The 13,946-nt window shown below is 54.5% G+C and carries 20 protein-coding genes and 4 tRNA genes; 11 read left to right on the top strand and 13 right to left on the bottom strand.

Features of this window, described 5'->3' with window-relative positions:
• Positions 1-4: 4 nt before the first annotated feature.
• The 4 genes from ACLK1G_RS12540 to ACLK1G_RS12525 all read right to left on the bottom strand — a co-directional run bounded on the left by ACLK1G_RS12540 (position 5) and on the right by ACLK1G_RS12525 (position 1,808).
• Positions 5-910, bottom strand: a complete 906-nt coding sequence (locus ACLK1G_RS12540) for a helix-turn-helix domain-containing protein (RefSeq protein ID WP_420765711.1) — start codon at positions 908-910, stop codon at positions 5-7.
• 246 nt (positions 911-1,156) lie between these two features.
• The gene (locus tag ACLK1G_RS12535) at positions 1,157-1,357 is read right to left on the bottom strand and encodes a hypothetical protein (RefSeq protein ID WP_420765710.1); all 201 of its coding nucleotides are present in this window, start codon (positions 1,355-1,357) and stop codon (positions 1,157-1,159) included.
• Between the two features lie 19 nt (positions 1,358-1,376).
• Positions 1,377-1,583: a hypothetical protein gene (locus ACLK1G_RS12530; protein WP_030141993.1), complete on the bottom strand. Its 207-nt coding sequence runs from the start codon at positions 1,581-1,583 to the stop codon at positions 1,377-1,379.
• A 30-nt stretch (positions 1,584-1,613) separates the two neighbouring features.
• A complete protein-coding gene (locus ACLK1G_RS12525) occupies positions 1,614-1,808 on the bottom strand; it encodes a Cro/CI family transcriptional regulator (protein WP_420765709.1) in 195 nt (64 codons plus the stop codon).
• A 109-nt stretch (positions 1,809-1,917) separates the two neighbouring features.
• Here ACLK1G_RS12525 and ACLK1G_RS12520 point away from each other — a divergent pair, with 109 nt between their 5' ends.
• The 8 genes from ACLK1G_RS12520 to ACLK1G_RS12485 all read left to right on the top strand — a co-directional run bounded on the left by ACLK1G_RS12520 (position 1,918) and on the right by ACLK1G_RS12485 (position 7,291).
• Positions 1,918-2,733, top strand: coding sequence for a LexA family transcriptional regulator (locus ACLK1G_RS12520; RefSeq protein ID WP_420765708.1), 816 nt, complete (start codon positions 1,918-1,920; stop codon positions 2,731-2,733).
• A 751-nt stretch (positions 2,734-3,484) separates the two neighbouring features.
• Entirely contained in the window at positions 3,485-3,910 is a 426-nt protein-coding gene (locus ACLK1G_RS12515; RefSeq protein WP_420765707.1) for a hypothetical protein, read from the top strand.
• Positions 3,907-4,098: a hypothetical protein gene (locus ACLK1G_RS12510; protein ID WP_030142000.1), complete on the top strand. Its 192-nt coding sequence runs from the start codon at positions 3,907-3,909 to the stop codon at positions 4,096-4,098. The genes ACLK1G_RS12515 and ACLK1G_RS12510 overlap by 4 nt, the downstream gene beginning before the upstream one ends.
• The gene (locus ACLK1G_RS12505; protein WP_420765706.1) at positions 4,095-4,292 is read left to right on the top strand and encodes a hypothetical protein; all 198 of its coding nucleotides are present in this window, start codon (positions 4,095-4,097) and stop codon (positions 4,290-4,292) included. Before ACLK1G_RS12510 ends, ACLK1G_RS12505 begins: the two co-directional genes overlap by 4 nt.
• A gap of 161 nt (positions 4,293-4,453) precedes the next feature.
• Complete coding sequence (locus tag ACLK1G_RS12500) at positions 4,454-5,188, top strand: hypothetical protein (protein ID WP_198795953.1); 735 nt, start codon at positions 4,454-4,456, stop codon at positions 5,186-5,188.
• On the top strand, positions 5,185-5,748 hold the full coding sequence (locus ACLK1G_RS12495; RefSeq protein ID WP_420765705.1) for a siphovirus Gp157 family protein: 564 nt from the start codon (positions 5,185-5,187) through the stop codon (positions 5,746-5,748). The genes ACLK1G_RS12500 and ACLK1G_RS12495 overlap by 4 nt, the downstream gene beginning before the upstream one ends.
• Before the next feature lie 246 nt (positions 5,749-5,994).
• Positions 5,995-6,456 (top strand): hypothetical protein, encoded by a 462-nt coding sequence (locus ACLK1G_RS12490; protein WP_420765704.1) that lies wholly within the window; start codon positions 5,995-5,997, stop codon positions 6,454-6,456.
• A gap of 592 nt (positions 6,457-7,048) precedes the next feature.
• Positions 7,049-7,291 (top strand): hypothetical protein, encoded by a 243-nt coding sequence (locus tag ACLK1G_RS12485; RefSeq protein ID WP_420765703.1) that lies wholly within the window; start codon positions 7,049-7,051, stop codon positions 7,289-7,291.
• Positions 7,292-7,325: 34 nt separating this feature from the next.
• On the opposite strand, the gene ACLK1G_RS12480 is transcribed toward ACLK1G_RS12485, so the two are convergent.
• From ACLK1G_RS12480 to ACLK1G_RS12460, 5 genes are all read right to left on the bottom strand, one after another.
• Positions 7,326-7,580 carry a DUF7660 family protein gene (locus tag ACLK1G_RS12480; RefSeq protein WP_420765702.1) on the bottom strand — a complete coding sequence of 85 codons (255 nt, stop codon included), beginning with the start codon at positions 7,578-7,580 and terminating at the stop codon, positions 7,326-7,328.
• 13 nt (positions 7,581-7,593) lie between these two features.
• The gene (locus ACLK1G_RS12475; protein WP_420765701.1) at positions 7,594-7,998 is read right to left on the bottom strand and encodes a hypothetical protein; all 405 of its coding nucleotides are present in this window, start codon (positions 7,996-7,998) and stop codon (positions 7,594-7,596) included.
• Positions 7,999-8,090: 92 nt separating this feature from the next.
• Entirely contained in the window at positions 8,091-8,279 is a 189-nt protein-coding gene (locus ACLK1G_RS12470; RefSeq protein ID WP_420765700.1) for a hypothetical protein, read from the bottom strand.
• Positions 8,280-8,485: 206 nt separating this feature from the next.
• On the bottom strand, positions 8,486-9,295 hold the full coding sequence (locus tag ACLK1G_RS12465; RefSeq protein ID WP_420765699.1) for a hypothetical protein: 810 nt from the start codon (positions 9,293-9,295) through the stop codon (positions 8,486-8,488).
• A gap of 83 nt (positions 9,296-9,378) precedes the next feature.
• Positions 9,379-9,975 carry a hypothetical protein gene (locus ACLK1G_RS12460; protein ID WP_420765698.1) on the bottom strand — a complete coding sequence of 199 codons (597 nt, stop codon included), beginning with the start codon at positions 9,973-9,975 and terminating at the stop codon, positions 9,379-9,381.
• 329 nt (positions 9,976-10,304) lie between these two features.
• Between ACLK1G_RS12460 and ACLK1G_RS12455 the strand changes: the two genes are divergently transcribed.
• The gene (locus ACLK1G_RS12455; RefSeq protein ID WP_420765697.1) at positions 10,305-10,538 is read left to right on the top strand and encodes a hypothetical protein; all 234 of its coding nucleotides are present in this window, start codon (positions 10,305-10,307) and stop codon (positions 10,536-10,538) included.
• Positions 10,538-11,674 carry a tyrosine-type recombinase/integrase gene (locus tag ACLK1G_RS12450; protein ID WP_420765696.1) on the top strand — a complete coding sequence of 379 codons (1,137 nt, stop codon included), beginning with the start codon at positions 10,538-10,540 and terminating at the stop codon, positions 11,672-11,674. The genes ACLK1G_RS12455 and ACLK1G_RS12450 overlap by 1 nt, the downstream gene beginning before the upstream one ends.
• Before the next feature lie 108 nt (positions 11,675-11,782).
• Here the strand turns inward: ACLK1G_RS12450 and ACLK1G_RS12445 are convergent.
• A tRNA-Val gene (locus ACLK1G_RS12445) sits at positions 11,783-11,859 on the bottom strand.
• 183 nt (positions 11,860-12,042) lie between these two features.
• Here ACLK1G_RS12445 and ACLK1G_RS12440 point away from each other — a divergent pair.
• A complete protein-coding gene (locus tag ACLK1G_RS12440; RefSeq protein WP_420765695.1) occupies positions 12,043-13,326 on the top strand; it encodes an NAD(P)/FAD-dependent oxidoreductase in 1,284 nt (427 codons plus the stop codon).
• A gap of 189 nt (positions 13,327-13,515) precedes the next feature.
• Here the strand turns inward: ACLK1G_RS12440 and ACLK1G_RS12435 are convergent.
• From ACLK1G_RS12435 to ACLK1G_RS12425, 3 genes are all read right to left on the bottom strand, one after another.
• Positions 13,516-13,592, bottom strand: a tRNA-Asp gene (locus tag ACLK1G_RS12435).
• Between the two features lie 89 nt (positions 13,593-13,681).
• Positions 13,682-13,758, bottom strand: a tRNA-Asp gene (locus ACLK1G_RS12430).
• A gap of 58 nt (positions 13,759-13,816) precedes the next feature.
• Positions 13,817-13,892, bottom strand: a tRNA-Val gene (locus ACLK1G_RS12425).
• Positions 13,893-13,946: the final 54 nt, after the last annotated feature.

Raw genomic sequence — 13,946 nt, 5'->3', positions numbered from 1 at the left:
GCGCTCACATGAACTCATTGGCTTTCCTCCTTTCGCGATCCATGATCCGGCGAGCAGCGTCCTGGCCGGCGGCGAGGTTGGCCTGCTTGCGCTCGATCTGCTGAGCCGTGGTCAGGTTCATCCGGCGGTTGGTCATCCACTGGGTGTGATAGGCCTCTGCCTTGGTGAGCAGGTCACCGATGCCGTGGCAGCCGTTGATCAGCCGCGAGTCGTCGATGGTCAGGAAGTACGCGGCGACGTGATGAGCGACATCGGCCCCAAGGCGGTCAACCAGCTTGCCGACCTGCCCTGCGACTTTGGCGTTCCACACCGGCCATGCGTCGTACCGCTTGCGGTAGGCCATGGCGTAGTTCGCCCAAGCCTTGAAGGTTTTGCAGGACTGGTCTTTTGGCCCTGGCATGTCGGCGGGAATCTCGCACCGCGGTTGCTGGGGAACGAACGGAACGATTTGGCCCTTCGCGACCTTGGCCGCAGCCTGGGTCGCACTTGGTTCAATGACCGGTTCATTGACTGGTTCAAAAGAGTGACTGGTTCTGGGTGCAGCTCCTGCACTACCCCCTGGTGCAGCAGATTCACTAGGGGGTGCATCTGCTGCACTACCCTGGTGAATTTCTTGCACTACCCCTGGTGCAAAAGGTTCACCACCTAGGGTGAGGTAGTAGACGTTTGAAGAGTTACCCTTTGGGCCACCCTTTCTGACTTCCTTGCGCAGCAAACCACAAGCACAGAGCGCGGCTATGTGGTTCATGACAGAGCGCTTGCTGATCTCGCACTGATCAGCAATATGCTGGTACGAAGGCCAGCACTCCCCCAGGTCACTGGCGTTGTCGGCCAGTTTGATAAGCACCAGTTTGCGCAACGGATTGCCAACACGAATCTTCATCGCGGCAACCATAAGTCCCATGCTCACGCTGCACCTCGCAATGCCCGGCGTTGGGTAACCGGACGCAAGCCACTGTTCAGGGTTCTACGCGACACCTTTTCGTCACCGCCAATATGTGTCGCGACATTGGCCGGAGTATTGATCGAGTGATTTGGATAGCGCATCATTTGCTCTGCTTCTTGTTGTACCGCTGTGAAAAACCACCCTGTCCGGTGGTTTTTTACGTCTGGAGGAAAGTGAGTCCCTCTTCAGGCCCTAAGTGAGGGCCTCAAACTATCCAGTTGAGGGCCTCTTCCGTCCCACCAGGGTCAAAATCGGTGCTTTACGCCTTCCAACGAAGGCCGTTGCGCCTGAGGCGATTGCCTCAAGCAGGATCTCGTTCACCGCCTCTTCGAACGTCCACCCTCTTGCTTCCATGAGTCGATGAACCTTGGCTCGGATCTCGGGCGGCACGTTCTCTTCAGTAAATTGCATCGTGCCCTCCTGAGGGCCTCTAGCCCGCGATATCCTTCAGATCCTCCGGCATCAGTGCTTCGATGGCGCCGTTTACGGCGGCCCACTCAAGCATCTCGAATAGGTAGGTTGCGTACTCGCGGCGGCTTTTGTCGGCGGCACGTTGCAGTTGGCGATCCAAGAGCGGATAGAGACGAATCTTGCGAGCGATGTCTCTGCGTTGGTTGAGGGGGTCTTTAAATCCCATCGGTGCAAAACTCCTTAGTTGTGGGGAGGATTAGGCTGCTGATTTCTGTGAAGGAAATGGGCGCCGCTCAGTAGCGGAATAAGTGCCGTCGTCATGACACGCTACGGTGACGTGCCTACCAGCACGGATGGCCTTACTAAGCCCACCCTGCGTGAGGCCAAGAAGCTCGGCAGCCTTGGTGTGCCCGTGTTTTTCAGCGAATTCAGCAAGGGTCAAATGACGCATGGATGCGCCCTCAAGTTGGGTACACGGGGACAGTATGACCGCCGGTATTGTTTTCGGTCAATACCGGCGATATTGGTCGCTTGAATACCGCAGGTAATATGATTTGGGAATGACTAAAGACTCTCGAAGACTCCCTCTTGCCGAGTGGCAATTGGAAGATAGTGACCGCCTGAAGGAGATCTTTCAGCGCAAGCGCTCGTCCCTGAAACTGACTCAGGAAAAGATCGCAGCCGAACTAGGCGATGGCGTAACACAAGGAGCAGTCAGTCATTTCATGAACCGCCGTACCGCCCTGAGCCTTAAGGCGGCGGTGGTTTTCGCCAGGATGCTCCAGGTACCTGTTTCTGAATTCAGCCCCGAGCTAGCAAAACAGCTCGAGTCAATGACGTCGGATCCGACGACAGTGAACAATAGCCGTCTCAGTACAGACACGCCGCCGAATGTGAAGTCTCCAGCTAGTAGCAATTCCCCTCTTCCCGCTGAGGGTGATATTGGAAACGATCACTATGCCTTCATCCCGCAATACGATGCGAAAGCTGCGGCCGGTTTGGGAAGCGAGAACCCGCACGTAGAAATCAGATCCACTCTTGCCTTCAAGCGAAAATGGCTAAAAGCTAAGCGCCTGAAGCCCGAGCAATTGATCGTGATTTACGCTGACGGTCAAAGCATGTGGCCGACGATTAATCACCGAGATGTGTTGTTGGTAGACCTGTCCATAGTCGAACCAATCCACGGTCAGGTTTTTGTCTTGGCGCACGGCGAAAAGGCAATCGTGAAACGTCTTGTGAAATCGCCTGGTGGCGACTGGATCATCCGAAGTGATAATCAGAACAAGGTTGACCACCCTGATCGGGTGTTCACCGGCAGTGATGCGTACGAACATCGAATCATCGGCAAGGTCATCTGGCGAGGCGGAGATCTTTAGTCCAACCGGCAACCAGTGGTAGTGACGCCGATAGCTCAATAACGAATATCGAAATTGATGCATCGGAAACAAGCCCGCCTCGGCGGGCTTTTTCGTGTCTGGCAGCTCCCCTACCCAAACAGTTTCTCGCTCGCAATCCTCCTGGTGGCCCGAATCATTCGAGTCGAATTTCCGGACGCCCATAAAACACTCGGTAATCACACTGGAGCGAGCCAACCCTTCTACAGACATCCCACCCTTCGACTGCGCTTCGGTAGGGAGCCAAGTGGAAATCAAAAAAACATTACCGGAGGTATTGACGACGCGCATTACCGGCGGTAATTTTACTTCAGCGAGACGTGAACGACTCGCCAGGGCCTGAAGAGACCCGCCGCTCTTTAATAACGCGCGCCATAAACGATTACCCAGCCAACGCTGGGAGGTCAGCCCCGGCCACACCTGTGGGGCGAGAGGAAGTCAGGTGAACAAAATCGCGCCGCGACTACTGGCGACCGGCGATCCGATAGCCCCGAACGGCTACCAACGCGCAGAACTGCGACGGCGGACGAGGTGCTGACCGAACTGGCGAATGACCCGGTAGGAGGCGCGAGCGATACAGCTTTTTTCACTGATGCACCTGGACCTCCGGGTGCATTGGGAAAACAACTGAAAAGTCATCCGGCGCGCCCTCTACAGCGCGCTCCTAGCTACTCCTCGCGCTGCCAACCCGCAGCCAGGTTTCAGTTCAACACCTCGCCAGACGGAGGCCTCTATGACCGCTGCATTGAAAATCAGCCAACCATTAAAAATCGTCCAGTCGCCTTCGATGATTAGCGAGGACAGCTGGGAAAATGCACGAGCCGAGTGGCTGTACAACGCCGTCGAAAGTCTGCTGGCTGGAGTGGACGTTAAAGTCCAACGCCGTATGCGCCGGCCTCGGACGGTAACCAGGGCTCAGCTCGCTCTGGCTATCGATGAGCACGTGAACAACCGGCTCGCAGACTGCGAGGTGCATTCTCCGGCGCTGGGTTGGTTGATGCTCTCTTTGGACAATGGCAGACCCGACAAGAACGCGATCGCTGAGCTCCTTGGCCCGAGCGATCACCCGTTGGGCAAGCGCGGCGAGATCGCTCAAACGCTACTTGAGCCCCTGGCTGATGACGCATTGATTGCTCAAGCAGAGGACAACGAACTGTGAGTCCTCACATCGCAATCGACCAAGCCCTAGCAGCGCTCGAAGAGTCTCAAAGCAAAGATTTAGACGACACGCTCGCCGAGGGCCTGATTGTCCGCCACTTCACGTCAGGCGGGATTACACCCGAAGAATTCCATCACTACAGCGCACGCCTGCTGAAGATCAGTCGCAAGCGCAAGGAGGCACAATGAGCACCGCACCGGTAAAAACGCTGGTCGATGAGCAGTTGGATGACATCCAGCGCAGGATAGCCATCATCGGCTATGGCATGCCGTTCAATGAGGTGATCGGACGGAGTCGTGACGAGCGCGTCGCAGATCTCCCACGGCGCCTCACAGCAACCATGCAGGGCCGGCGAATCGCTGTGAGGGTTCGGCCAAGATGACCAGCCATCAGCGCGCCCGGCGCCTTCTCATCTGGCGTGGATCCTTCTCAACCATCGCCTTCTGCTTCTTCTTGATGTTGCTCAGCGCTCTGGCTGATCGCGTCACCCAATAACTTCAGCTCTGTACGCAGCGCCCCTCGTCGGTGGCGCGGAGAATAGTTATGTCCAATACCCGCATCTGGGATCAGGTCAACGTAACCGATCCCAGCGCAACAAAGAATTTCACTGGCATGGGCGGTTTTAAAGGCACCGCCATTAAACCCACCTACCTGATGCGCAAGGCCACGGAAGTGTTCGGCCCGTGCGGCGAGGGTTGGGGTTGGACAGTCCTTGAGGATCGCTTCGACGAAGGCGGCCCTCTTCAGGCTCCCACCAAGGAATGGCCGGACGCTCCACGCATTAACGCCAAGCTGCACACGTTGAAAATTCAGCTCTGGTACGTGGGCAAAGATGGTCAGAAATGCACCGTCGAGCATTACGGCCACACCCCTTTCGTCCATCTCCAACAGGGGAAGATCGTCACTGATTGGGAGGCCGCGAAAAAGTCGCTGACCGATGCTATCGGCAAGTGCCTCCAACCCCTCGGGTTTGCAGCCGACATCCACATGGGCCTCTTTGAGGACGCCGCCTATGTCGATGCGGTGCGCGATGAGGTAGCGATGATCAAAGCTGAAGACAAGGTCGCGGAAGAGGAACGCCAGAAGCAAGAACGGCTGGATTACATCAGGTCGGTTGTCGAGACGATGCAAGGTGCCCAGTCGCTGCAAGAACTCAAAAAGATCCATGACCACGCAGTTCGACGCCTGACCGCGCGTAAAGACGATACGGCGGTCCGGCGCATCGCCAAAGAATTGAAAGACCTTTCTGCGAAATTCGAAGAGGAGTCAGCTGCATGACCCAGCTATACGCACTCTCCGGCAAGCTCGCCGAGATCCAAGCGATGGCCGACGTCGATGATGAGGGACTTAAAGAGGCCCTACAGCACGCCCTGGAAGAGATCCAAGGCGAGTTCGAAGTGAAGGCCGACAATGTCGTCATGCTGCGCCGGAACATTGAAAGCGATGTGGCCGCGATTGAAAACGAGATTGAGCGTCTCACCGAGCTCAAGCGCATCAAGAACAACAGCGTGGCCGAGATCACCGACTACCTTCGCCGGAACATGGAAGCGGCAAATCTCAAAACCATTAAGCGTCCCCTTTTCACCATTACCCTGGCCCTCGGCAAAGAGAAGGTAATCGTGGACAACGAGGACGCCGTGCCGGATGAGCTCATTGCCGTGAAAACCAGCATTGCGCCCGATAAGAACGCTATCGCCGCCAAACTCAAAGAAATCCGCGATCACAACGACACCGTCCGGAAGCGGATCGAAGCTGGTGAAGACGTCGAGCATGAACTTCTGCCCGAACCGTCCTGGGCGCACCTGGAACGTGGAGATAGCTCCATCCGAATTAAGTGAGGCAAAGATGATTAGCAATCACCTCAGCCTGATCGAGCTGCAGCGGCGGAATGCAGAGTCGATCGATGATCAGATCACCAAATATCTCCAGAAGGGCGGACGAGTCGTTCAATTGGAGGCACCGCCTTTCAATCCGATACGACCGCCCCGCTCCACCCGGATAGACCCGGAAACAATCCTGAAGCGGAACCGAGAATCGCCGCCTCACGCCAAGCGGAGGACGAGACGCAAAGCGGTGGACACGCCATGAGCAAACGTAAAGCGAATAACAACGTCGCCCGCGCCGAACGAAAATGCCGGGCATTGCTCAGGACCAACCATGTCGCAGTGGTAAACATTGACCCGAGCGGCACGCAGGTCATGATGAACTGGAAAAGTTGCCGCCAGATCCGAACGCTTGAAATCGCAAACGCAATCTTCGATTTCGCCTACAACTGGACGATCTATATCGCCGGCATGTGCCGAGACGACCGCGGAGCCGAGTACATCAAGTCAGTGGAGATATCGCCAGAAGGCGTCTACAAGGTGGAAAGTCTTACGCATGCTATCGAGCATTACTACCTGGAGCTCCGCAATAGCTGCAATCCGAACCATCTGGTGGCGTCTGGCTGGATTGCGATACCCGACGATGTGTGTCTGGGAGAGGGGCAAGCCGCGAAGCTATTCTCTGCCGTCGGCGCTTGGAATCAGGTCAGATTAGCCGCTTGATACCTATTTAGGCTCGCCATGACAGTTCATCTATTCACCCCGCTGTACTGCCAGCTTGTTTAAGGTGATAGGCCAGCCGATCAATTTCCCAGAAGGCTTTAGTGGCGGCATTTTGTGGGCAAATACGGCGCTGTACCGGTGCACCAGCGGAATGCAACCCTGAGTGCTAACGAAAGCGAAAGTGTCTCGCATGCGCTCTACGTCAAATTTACTACCTAGGTAATCCTTCAACAAACGGCGACTAATTATGTAATGTCCACACTCTAGGCAAGTGACATCATCCCAGTCACCGTATAGACCCTTGCGATACGCGTCGCCCCAACAAATCCAGCAACTGCACTTCATTCCACTTCCACCTCCCGTTTCCAAATTGGATTCTAGGCAAACGGGTTGGGTTCCTCCTAGGATGAGGTCGCTGGCGAGCCGTTTGTCGTGCCAGCCGGCAGATGGGCAGCCTATCGGAAACGCGACCCCGTCAGGCGCCAAAAGCTAAGGATTTCTGAAACCCTACTTCGTCGAATTGGTCGATGGCATCAGAGGGCGACGACGCCCCAGCCCGGCGAAGGGCAAACTTGCGTGTGCGGAGTACCAAATGTCTAACGAACCTTTCAACCTACCAGCCGGGGCGATGCGCGCCGCTGAGAAGATACTAAAAGACATCGAGACCGCTGGATCGATGATCCTGGCCGTCAAAAGCGGTGCAAAAGCTCACGGATTTGTGATCGGCCTAACCTGCGCGGGAGCCATCACCGGGGATCAAGCCGACCTAATTCTGGACCGGTTCGACCACGCGACGGAGAGAAGGCTTAGAGACTTGGCACTTAACGCTAAATAGGAGCTTTTTTTCCAACAGCCCTCAAACGCAAGGGTCATTCATAGATCTTTCCCCAGTACAGAAAAACCGCAAACTGACGCCAAGGGTTAGACGGATCAAGCCCCTGCCTGATACCAAAGTCGCTGGCTTTTGCCCACGCAACGGCAGATTCCAAGAAACCATCTATCGTATCGTTTTCCCAATCTGCGCTATCTGCCGAGGCTGCCGCTCTATCTGCCATCAAAGCATGGGCAAATCTAAGAAAAGATTGGTCGTCGTTGACTTCTTCTAGGAGGTCGTAGGGGTCCATCGTCGCCCCATCCTTAAGGGGTGATCGGTTTATCTATCCGTTCACCGGATTCCATATCCTCGATCTTAAAGTCCCACCAGTCTTCACTTGGCATCGACTTGAGACCGTACTCACGCCCGGCTTTTAGGTAAACGTCCCGAAAAATTGGCCTCGTCGCTCGTGTTCCCGTCCACTTCTTCACTTCCAGACGGTGTTTTCCTGGGGACAAGCGATATTGGGTACGCTGCGTGTACAACGCATACAGGGTGTCTGCTCCATCTACGCTGGCAATAGTGAGCGTCTTCTCTATCGCCCGAATACCTGCCGTTTGGGAGTCTGGTAACCCCTCTGCTGCTTTCTCAGTGTAGGACTTACACCCAGCCGCCATAGCGATAATCATAGCGAAACCGAGGATGCTGAAGCCGCGCTTGAGCTGCATAAACCGTCCTGTATTCCATTCGTGGATCGGCTATTCAACCCCACCCATTATAAAAATGCCAGCATAGCGCCATCGCCACGGAGCGCCATGAATCACTCGAGATCAAACCCATGGGGTATGAGAGTCATAGCTTCGGTGTAGGTCGCGAAATCAATGATCTCGCGGAGGAAGACGACTACCGCCAGTTTCTGAGCATCGTCAGGCATTCCGATCCATTTCAGCATCGCCCTTGCATCCTCCTCGATTGCCGCGAGCGCATCTACGTCGCTTTGCAGTCTCATGTCGGTCTCCGGCCAGTGTCAGCTCGGATAAGTAATAGCTTTTAATAGCAAATGATGCCAACCAAGGCGGCCCTTAAAATTTTCAAAGCCCGGAAAAACGGCCAACAATCCGCCACTTTGCATATCAAGCCGTCTCCTCGGGGGATCGGGAAATACGCAGGTTTTCTGAGCCGGACGAGGAGGATCAGTCGTCTGGTCGTGATACCTCAGTAGTTTTTCATGGCGAGCCGTGCTAGAACTGCACTATGAAGCAAATCCTTCCGATAATTAAAAAGATCGTCCTTCGCCGCGCCAGCAAAGTATTCCGCTTCCAGAATATTTGAGAATATAATTTTCTCTCTAGGCGAAAAGATCATGACATAAAACAAAAGCAGCTTTTCGGCAGATGTCATTTGGGCAAATACAGCACGCATTGAGAACTCAACATTTTTTTCTTCACGTGCGTTTTCAATAACATAACGAATTAAGAACAACATAGACTCTACATAACTGGCCACTGCCGTCCAGTATATTAGCTTCCAACTAGCGTACTCAGGAACCAACTTATCGTACATCTGGCCCGCATTGACGCGCTCAGCCCTGCTGAAATAATCTTCTTGCAACCTATTAAGAGCATATTCAATAGCACGATGCCCTGAAAATTCATCGTGCTTCCGATCCCCTATATATTGAATAAGCTTTACTGACTCGACTGAGCTATGACTCAAAGTCAACAATTGAAAGAGCCGAGTATCGAACGTCATTTCTTCGTGCCGCTTCTCCGACCTCTTACTTTCGGCATATTGAGCCCGTAGTGTAACCATAAGCCCAATTAACGCAAAGAATGAAAGCAAAGGATTTAACACTCCGCCAAAGTAATCACCAAACTGACCCCAAACAGCTTGATCGGTAGATCTGACCGCAGGAAAATTAGAGAAGTAATTACTTAAGATTCCGCCTATCAACAATATTGCAATAGCAATGATTACATTAAATAAAACCAAACCTGAGATTTTACTTTCGCACTCTTTCTTCATCGGACACTTCCTGATAGGCGGGTCATTTTTTATATTAGCCAACCCGTTCACAATAGAGGAGTCTTGGCCATTTATTCTCAGATTTAGTTCGGATCTGCTTCCTCCGTTGAAACGCCGACCCACAGCTGACTGGATGCCATTTTTCGGAAAGGGTGTTCGCCGAGACCTGCCCTACTATGCAGCTCACAGATCAGAGTTTTACAAGCGTCAAAACACTTCCTCGCGTTTGAGATAGTCAGTGCCGTTTGCCATCCAGCAGCGATTTGCCGCGAGTTTTCTCCTCCAATGGAAACGGGCAAGTCGAGCGTAAACATATGCGTCTCGGTTCTGCCGTGAGCCATTTCATTTCGGAATTGAATCGCCGAGGCAGCATCTGGATAGGCTTCGTCGATACTTAAAACATCCAAACCCACCTTGACTCTAAGCAACTTGTATTTATCCCAGACGGAGGTTCTGTTGTTTTTTCTATTCCACTCGGCGTACCCATTCAATTCGCCTAGATGATTAAAATAGGCTTCGACAAGAAAACTAGAAAGCACCAAAGCATTTATAAGATTATAAGCCTGACCATCTTCACTGCTTTCCGCCGACGCTAACGATGCTCTGGCGCCGGCATGGAAGAAAGCGTACGTAAACAACCTCGTTTGCCCGCTTACCTTTTTTGACTTTTGTATGTCCATTTATCGTCTCTATCTCATGTACAAAAAGGAGCCAGTAAACTCCAAACCGCACCATCCGACGCCCCAATCTGACGTACGTCCATGATGTCACACGAAAGAGCTCACAGTCGCATCAAGGGAAAGTACATTTGCGAAGGCCCAGCATGTGGTGCTCGGCTTAATCCCAAGAGATCGCCCCCCCTAGCTCAACGCTGCATCTAAAACCGCGCCCAATCTATCACTACATGCCAACGGTCCAAATGGAGCGAGTGCCTCCCTCCACGGTGCTTGAAACGCAGTACGTAACCCATCACAACCTTCCGCCGCTACGCGCGGCATGGAGCATCATCATGGCAAAAATCATTGCCCAAATGACAGTAAAGCTCCCTCGCCTCATGGAGGTGAGCGAGTACAGAAAACTACGCTATGCCGGCGGCAAACCCAGCGTGCAGCAACTAAAAAAGTGGATTGAGGAAGGGGAAGTGATCGGAGAGATAAAGGGCGGGATGTATTTTGTTGACCTACAAGCAGCAGTCATGGGAGCGAACGACCCGCTGCTGGCACAGATGACGGAGATTGGTTAATGGCTGCTCGGCCACGCATATTGAAAAACAGAAAGTTGCCGCCGAACCTCTACCCCAACGGAAAATATTGGCGGTACCGCAATCCCATCACCGGATTGGTGACAAGCATCAACCGTCCTTTGGAAGAAGCAATAAAGCTAGCGCGGGCGGCGAATCTGAAACTGTCGGCGCTGGTTGTCGACGACGGCGCGCTACTCACCGTGTTGACTGGGGAGCGTCTGCCGACGATCAACATCCTATTGCAGCGTTTCCAGGACGAGTGGCTCAAGGACAAAGGCTACGCAGCTCGCACGCTGGAGGAGATCAAGTTCAAGCTTCAGCGGTACCAGCGAGACCTTGGCGAACGCCTGATTGGGCAATTGAACGTGCTTACCATGGCTGAATACCTGGACCAGTTCAGCAACAACGCCTACACGAAGCACCGCGGCTTGTGGGTTCAGATATTTGCTTTCGCCGTGGCTAAAGGCCTGGCAGAGCGAAATGTGGCAGAGCTGACCTTGGTGAAAAAGGAGGCGGAGAAGAAGCGTCAGCGTCACACGCTCGAAGGGCTGACCTCAATCATCAACGCCGCGACGACTCCCCCCTGGCTAAAACGCGCAATCCGCCTAGCGCTAACAAGCCTCCAGCGGCGCGAGGACATCGTGACGTGGCAGAAATCAGCCGCCAACATGGATGAAAACACGCTGACCGTTTCGCCCGGAAAAACTCAGGGTTACAGCAATCCGGTTCACCTCAAAATCAAGATGGGCGCAGCCCTACGCGAGGTTGTAGGAGAGTGCCTACGCTCACCAGTAGCTTCCCCCTACTTGATCCATTACAAGCCAAAGGCGAGGCGCAGAGAGCAGATCAATGCGAAGGATCACTGGACCTCTGTGACGCCGGATTACCTGACCAAGGAATTCAGCAAGGCCAGGGACGAGGCGCACGCCTATGACTATATGCCAGCAGGAGAGCGCCCCACTTTTCACGAGATTCGCGCTTTAGGCGCGTGGCTCTACGAGCAGCAGAACTTCCCCCAGGAATACATCCAGGCGCTGCTCGGTCATGCTGACGAAAAGATGACGAAGCACTACCAGAAGGGACACGGCGAGCAGACGATTGAATACGTCGAGGTGGGTGCCGAATTGGCGTTGTGAGGTGGGGTTTTGCAAAAGTTTTGAAAAAGTTTTGAAAATCGCACCCAACAAAAAAGGGCCCACCTTTCGGTGAGCCCTTCTAGACCGCCCAGCAGAGCGGATTTTGTTTGGTAGGCGCGATTGGACTCGAACCAACGACCCCCACCATGTCAAGGTGGTGCTCTAACCAACTGAGCTACGTGCCTGCTGTGAGGCGGCATTCTACGGAATTCCAAAGGGGTGTCAACACCTTTTTTTCACCTAAGCCTATGAATATGCAAAATATTTAATTGCGCCGAGGCGACAAGGATTTTGTGGTGGCTGGCGGCGGATTTTTATCTCGGGTAGGATCGCTGCATTCGTAAAAAATATAAAACAGAGGTTCCAGAATGGCGAACACATCCTACCCAGCGTCCTATTACGCCGCATCGGCCAATGCGACGCCGTCGCGCCCTGCCCTGCAGGATGATGTCGAAACCGATGTCTGCGTGATCGGTGCGGGATACACGGGGTTGTCTTCCGCGCTGTTTCTGCTGGAGCACGGTTTTAAAGTGACGATCGTCGAGGCGGCGAAGGTCGGCTTCGGCGCTTCGGGTCGCAACGGTGGGCAGATCGTCAACAGCTACAGCCGCGACATCGATGTGATCGAGCGCAGCGTCGGTCCACAGCAAGCGCAGTTGCTCGGCAACATGGCGTTCGAGGGTGGACGGATCATCCGTGAGCGGGTGGCTAAGTATCAGATTCAGTGCGATCTGAAGGACGGCGGTGTATTCGCGGCCCTCACCGCTAAACAGATGGGTCATCTGGAGTCGCAGAAGCGTTTATGGGAGCGTTTCGGTCATACACAGCTGGAGTTGCTGGATCAGCGGCGTATTCGCGAGGTGGTGGCTTGCGAGGAGTATGTCGGCGGCATGTTGGATATGAGCGGAGGGCATATCCACCCGCTCAATCTGGCGCTGGGCGAAGCGGCGGCGGTGGAGTCACTGGGTGGTGTGATCTACGAGCAGTCGCCGGCGGTGCGCATCGAGCGCGGTGCCAGTCCGGTCGTGCATACGCCGCAGGGCAAGGTCAGGGCCAAATTCATTATCGTGGCGGGCAATGCTTACCTGGGCAATCTGGTGCCGGAGTTGGCGGCCAAGTCGATGCCTTGTGGTACGCAGGTGATCGCCACTGAGCCGCTGGGGGACGAGTTGGCCCATCGCCTGCTGCCTCAGGATTACTGCGTCGAAGATTGCAACTACCTGCTCGACTACTACCGGCTGACGGGTGACAAGCGCCTGATTTTCGGTGGTGGCGTGGTGTATGGCGCAAGGGATCCGGCCAACATTGAAGCGATCATTCGGCCGAAGATGCTCAAAGCGTTCCCGCAGCTCAAGGATGTGAAGATCGATTACGCCTGGACCGGAAATTTCCTACTGACTCTGTCGCGTCTTCCGCAAGTCGGGCGGCTGGGGGATAACATTTATTATTCCCAAGGCTGCAGTGGTCATGGCGTGACGTATACGCATTTGGCGGGCAAGGTACTGGCAGAGGCATTGCGAGGGCAAGCAGAGCGTTTTGACGCGTTTGCGGACCTGCCTCACTACCCCTTCCCCGGCGGTCAATTGCTGCGCACCCCGTTTGCAGCGATGGGGGCTTGGTATTACGGGTTGCGGGATCGGTTGGGGTTCTGAAGCGGCCGACACAAGGGCTGCTTTGCAGCCCAGCGGGAGCAAGCTCCCTCGCCACGGTTGTAGGCCCAATACTGTTCAGCCAGACACAAAAAACCCCGGTCTTTCGACCAGGGTCTTTGCTATCGATTGGAAGAAGCTCTTCAGCTCTCTTCTTAGCTTCAAGGCGTTCAGTGGGCCTCGAAGCAGATATGGCGCAGCGGACGGGACTCGAACCCGCGACCCCCGGCGTGACAGGCCGGTATTCTAACCGACTGAACTACCGCTGCGTATCGCTGTGGACTTGCGTCCATTTAACTCGTCTGATCCAAACCCGCGGGCTTGGATCTCGAACCAGGCGAACCTGCTTCGCAAAATATGGCGCAGCGGACGGGACTCGAACCCGCGACCCCCGGCGTGACAGGCCGGTATTCTAACCGACTGAACTACCGCTGCGCGTCGGTGGATGCTTTTGACAGCTTCCATCTTGCTTTCGCAAGACTCTCAAGAAACATGGTGGGTGATGACGGGATCGAACCGCCGACATTCTGCTTGTAAGGCAGACGCTCTCCCGGCTGAGCTAATCACCCTTTGCTGCGTTGAGGCCGCGAAATTTACGCAGGTACCGAAGCTAAGTCAATAGC

This window comes from Pseudomonas algeriensis, from assembly GCF_048847255.1.
In the GTDB taxonomy this organism is placed as follows: domain Bacteria; phylum Pseudomonadota; class Gammaproteobacteria; order Pseudomonadales; family Pseudomonadaceae; genus Aquipseudomonas.
The sequence above is the reverse complement of the archived record's forward strand: the minus strand, read 5'-3'. Positions and strand labels throughout refer to the sequence as shown.

Bases quoted from the DNA above. Each gene is read 5' to 3' on its own strand.
- ACLK1G_RS12455 (WP_420765697.1), top strand. From the start codon at position 10,305: ATGGCAAAAATCATTGCCCAAATGACAGTAAAGCTCCCTCGCCTCATG.
- ACLK1G_RS12530 (WP_030141993.1), bottom strand. From the start codon at position 1,583: ATGGGATTTAAAGACCCCCTCAACCAACGCAGAGACATCGCTCGCAAG.
- ACLK1G_RS12535 (WP_420765710.1), bottom strand. From the start codon at position 1,357: ATGCAATTTACTGAAGAGAACGTGCCGCCCGAGATCCGAGCCAAGGTT.
- ACLK1G_RS12490 (WP_420765704.1), top strand. From the start codon at position 5,995: ATGAGCAAACGTAAAGCGAATAACAACGTCGCCCGCGCCGAACGAAAA.
- ACLK1G_RS12485 (WP_420765703.1), top strand. From the start codon at position 7,049: ATGTCTAACGAACCTTTCAACCTACCAGCCGGGGCGATGCGCGCCGCT.
- ACLK1G_RS12480 (WP_420765702.1), bottom strand. From the start codon at position 7,580: ATGGACCCCTACGACCTCCTAGAAGAAGTCAACGACGACCAATCTTTT.
- ACLK1G_RS12500 (WP_198795953.1), top strand. From the start codon at position 4,454: ATGTCCAATACCCGCATCTGGGATCAGGTCAACGTAACCGATCCCAGC.
- ACLK1G_RS12495 (WP_420765705.1), top strand. From the start codon at position 5,185: ATGACCCAGCTATACGCACTCTCCGGCAAGCTCGCCGAGATCCAAGCG.
- ACLK1G_RS12450 (WP_420765696.1), top strand. From the start codon at position 10,538: ATGGCTGCTCGGCCACGCATATTGAAAAACAGAAAGTTGCCGCCGAAC.
- ACLK1G_RS12465 (WP_420765699.1), bottom strand. From the start codon at position 9,295: ATGAAGAAAGAGTGCGAAAGTAAAATCTCAGGTTTGGTTTTATTTAAT.
- ACLK1G_RS12470 (WP_420765700.1), bottom strand. From the start codon at position 8,279: ATGAGACTGCAAAGCGACGTAGATGCGCTCGCGGCAATCGAGGAGGAT.
- ACLK1G_RS12515 (WP_420765707.1), top strand. From the start codon at position 3,485: ATGACCGCTGCATTGAAAATCAGCCAACCATTAAAAATCGTCCAGTCG.
- ACLK1G_RS12520 (WP_420765708.1), top strand. From the start codon at position 1,918: ATGACTAAAGACTCTCGAAGACTCCCTCTTGCCGAGTGGCAATTGGAA.
- ACLK1G_RS12475 (WP_420765701.1), bottom strand. From the start codon at position 7,998: ATGCAGCTCAAGCGCGGCTTCAGCATCCTCGGTTTCGCTATGATTATC.
- ACLK1G_RS12525 (WP_420765709.1), bottom strand. From the start codon at position 1,808: ATGCGTCATTTGACCCTTGCTGAATTCGCTGAAAAACACGGGCACACC.
- ACLK1G_RS12440 (WP_420765695.1), top strand. From the start codon at position 12,043: ATGGCGAACACATCCTACCCAGCGTCCTATTACGCCGCATCGGCCAAT.
- ACLK1G_RS12505 (WP_420765706.1), top strand. From the start codon at position 4,095: ATGAGCACCGCACCGGTAAAAACGCTGGTCGATGAGCAGTTGGATGAC.
- ACLK1G_RS12460 (WP_420765698.1), bottom strand. From the start codon at position 9,975: ATGGACATACAAAAGTCAAAAAAGGTAAGCGGGCAAACGAGGTTGTTT.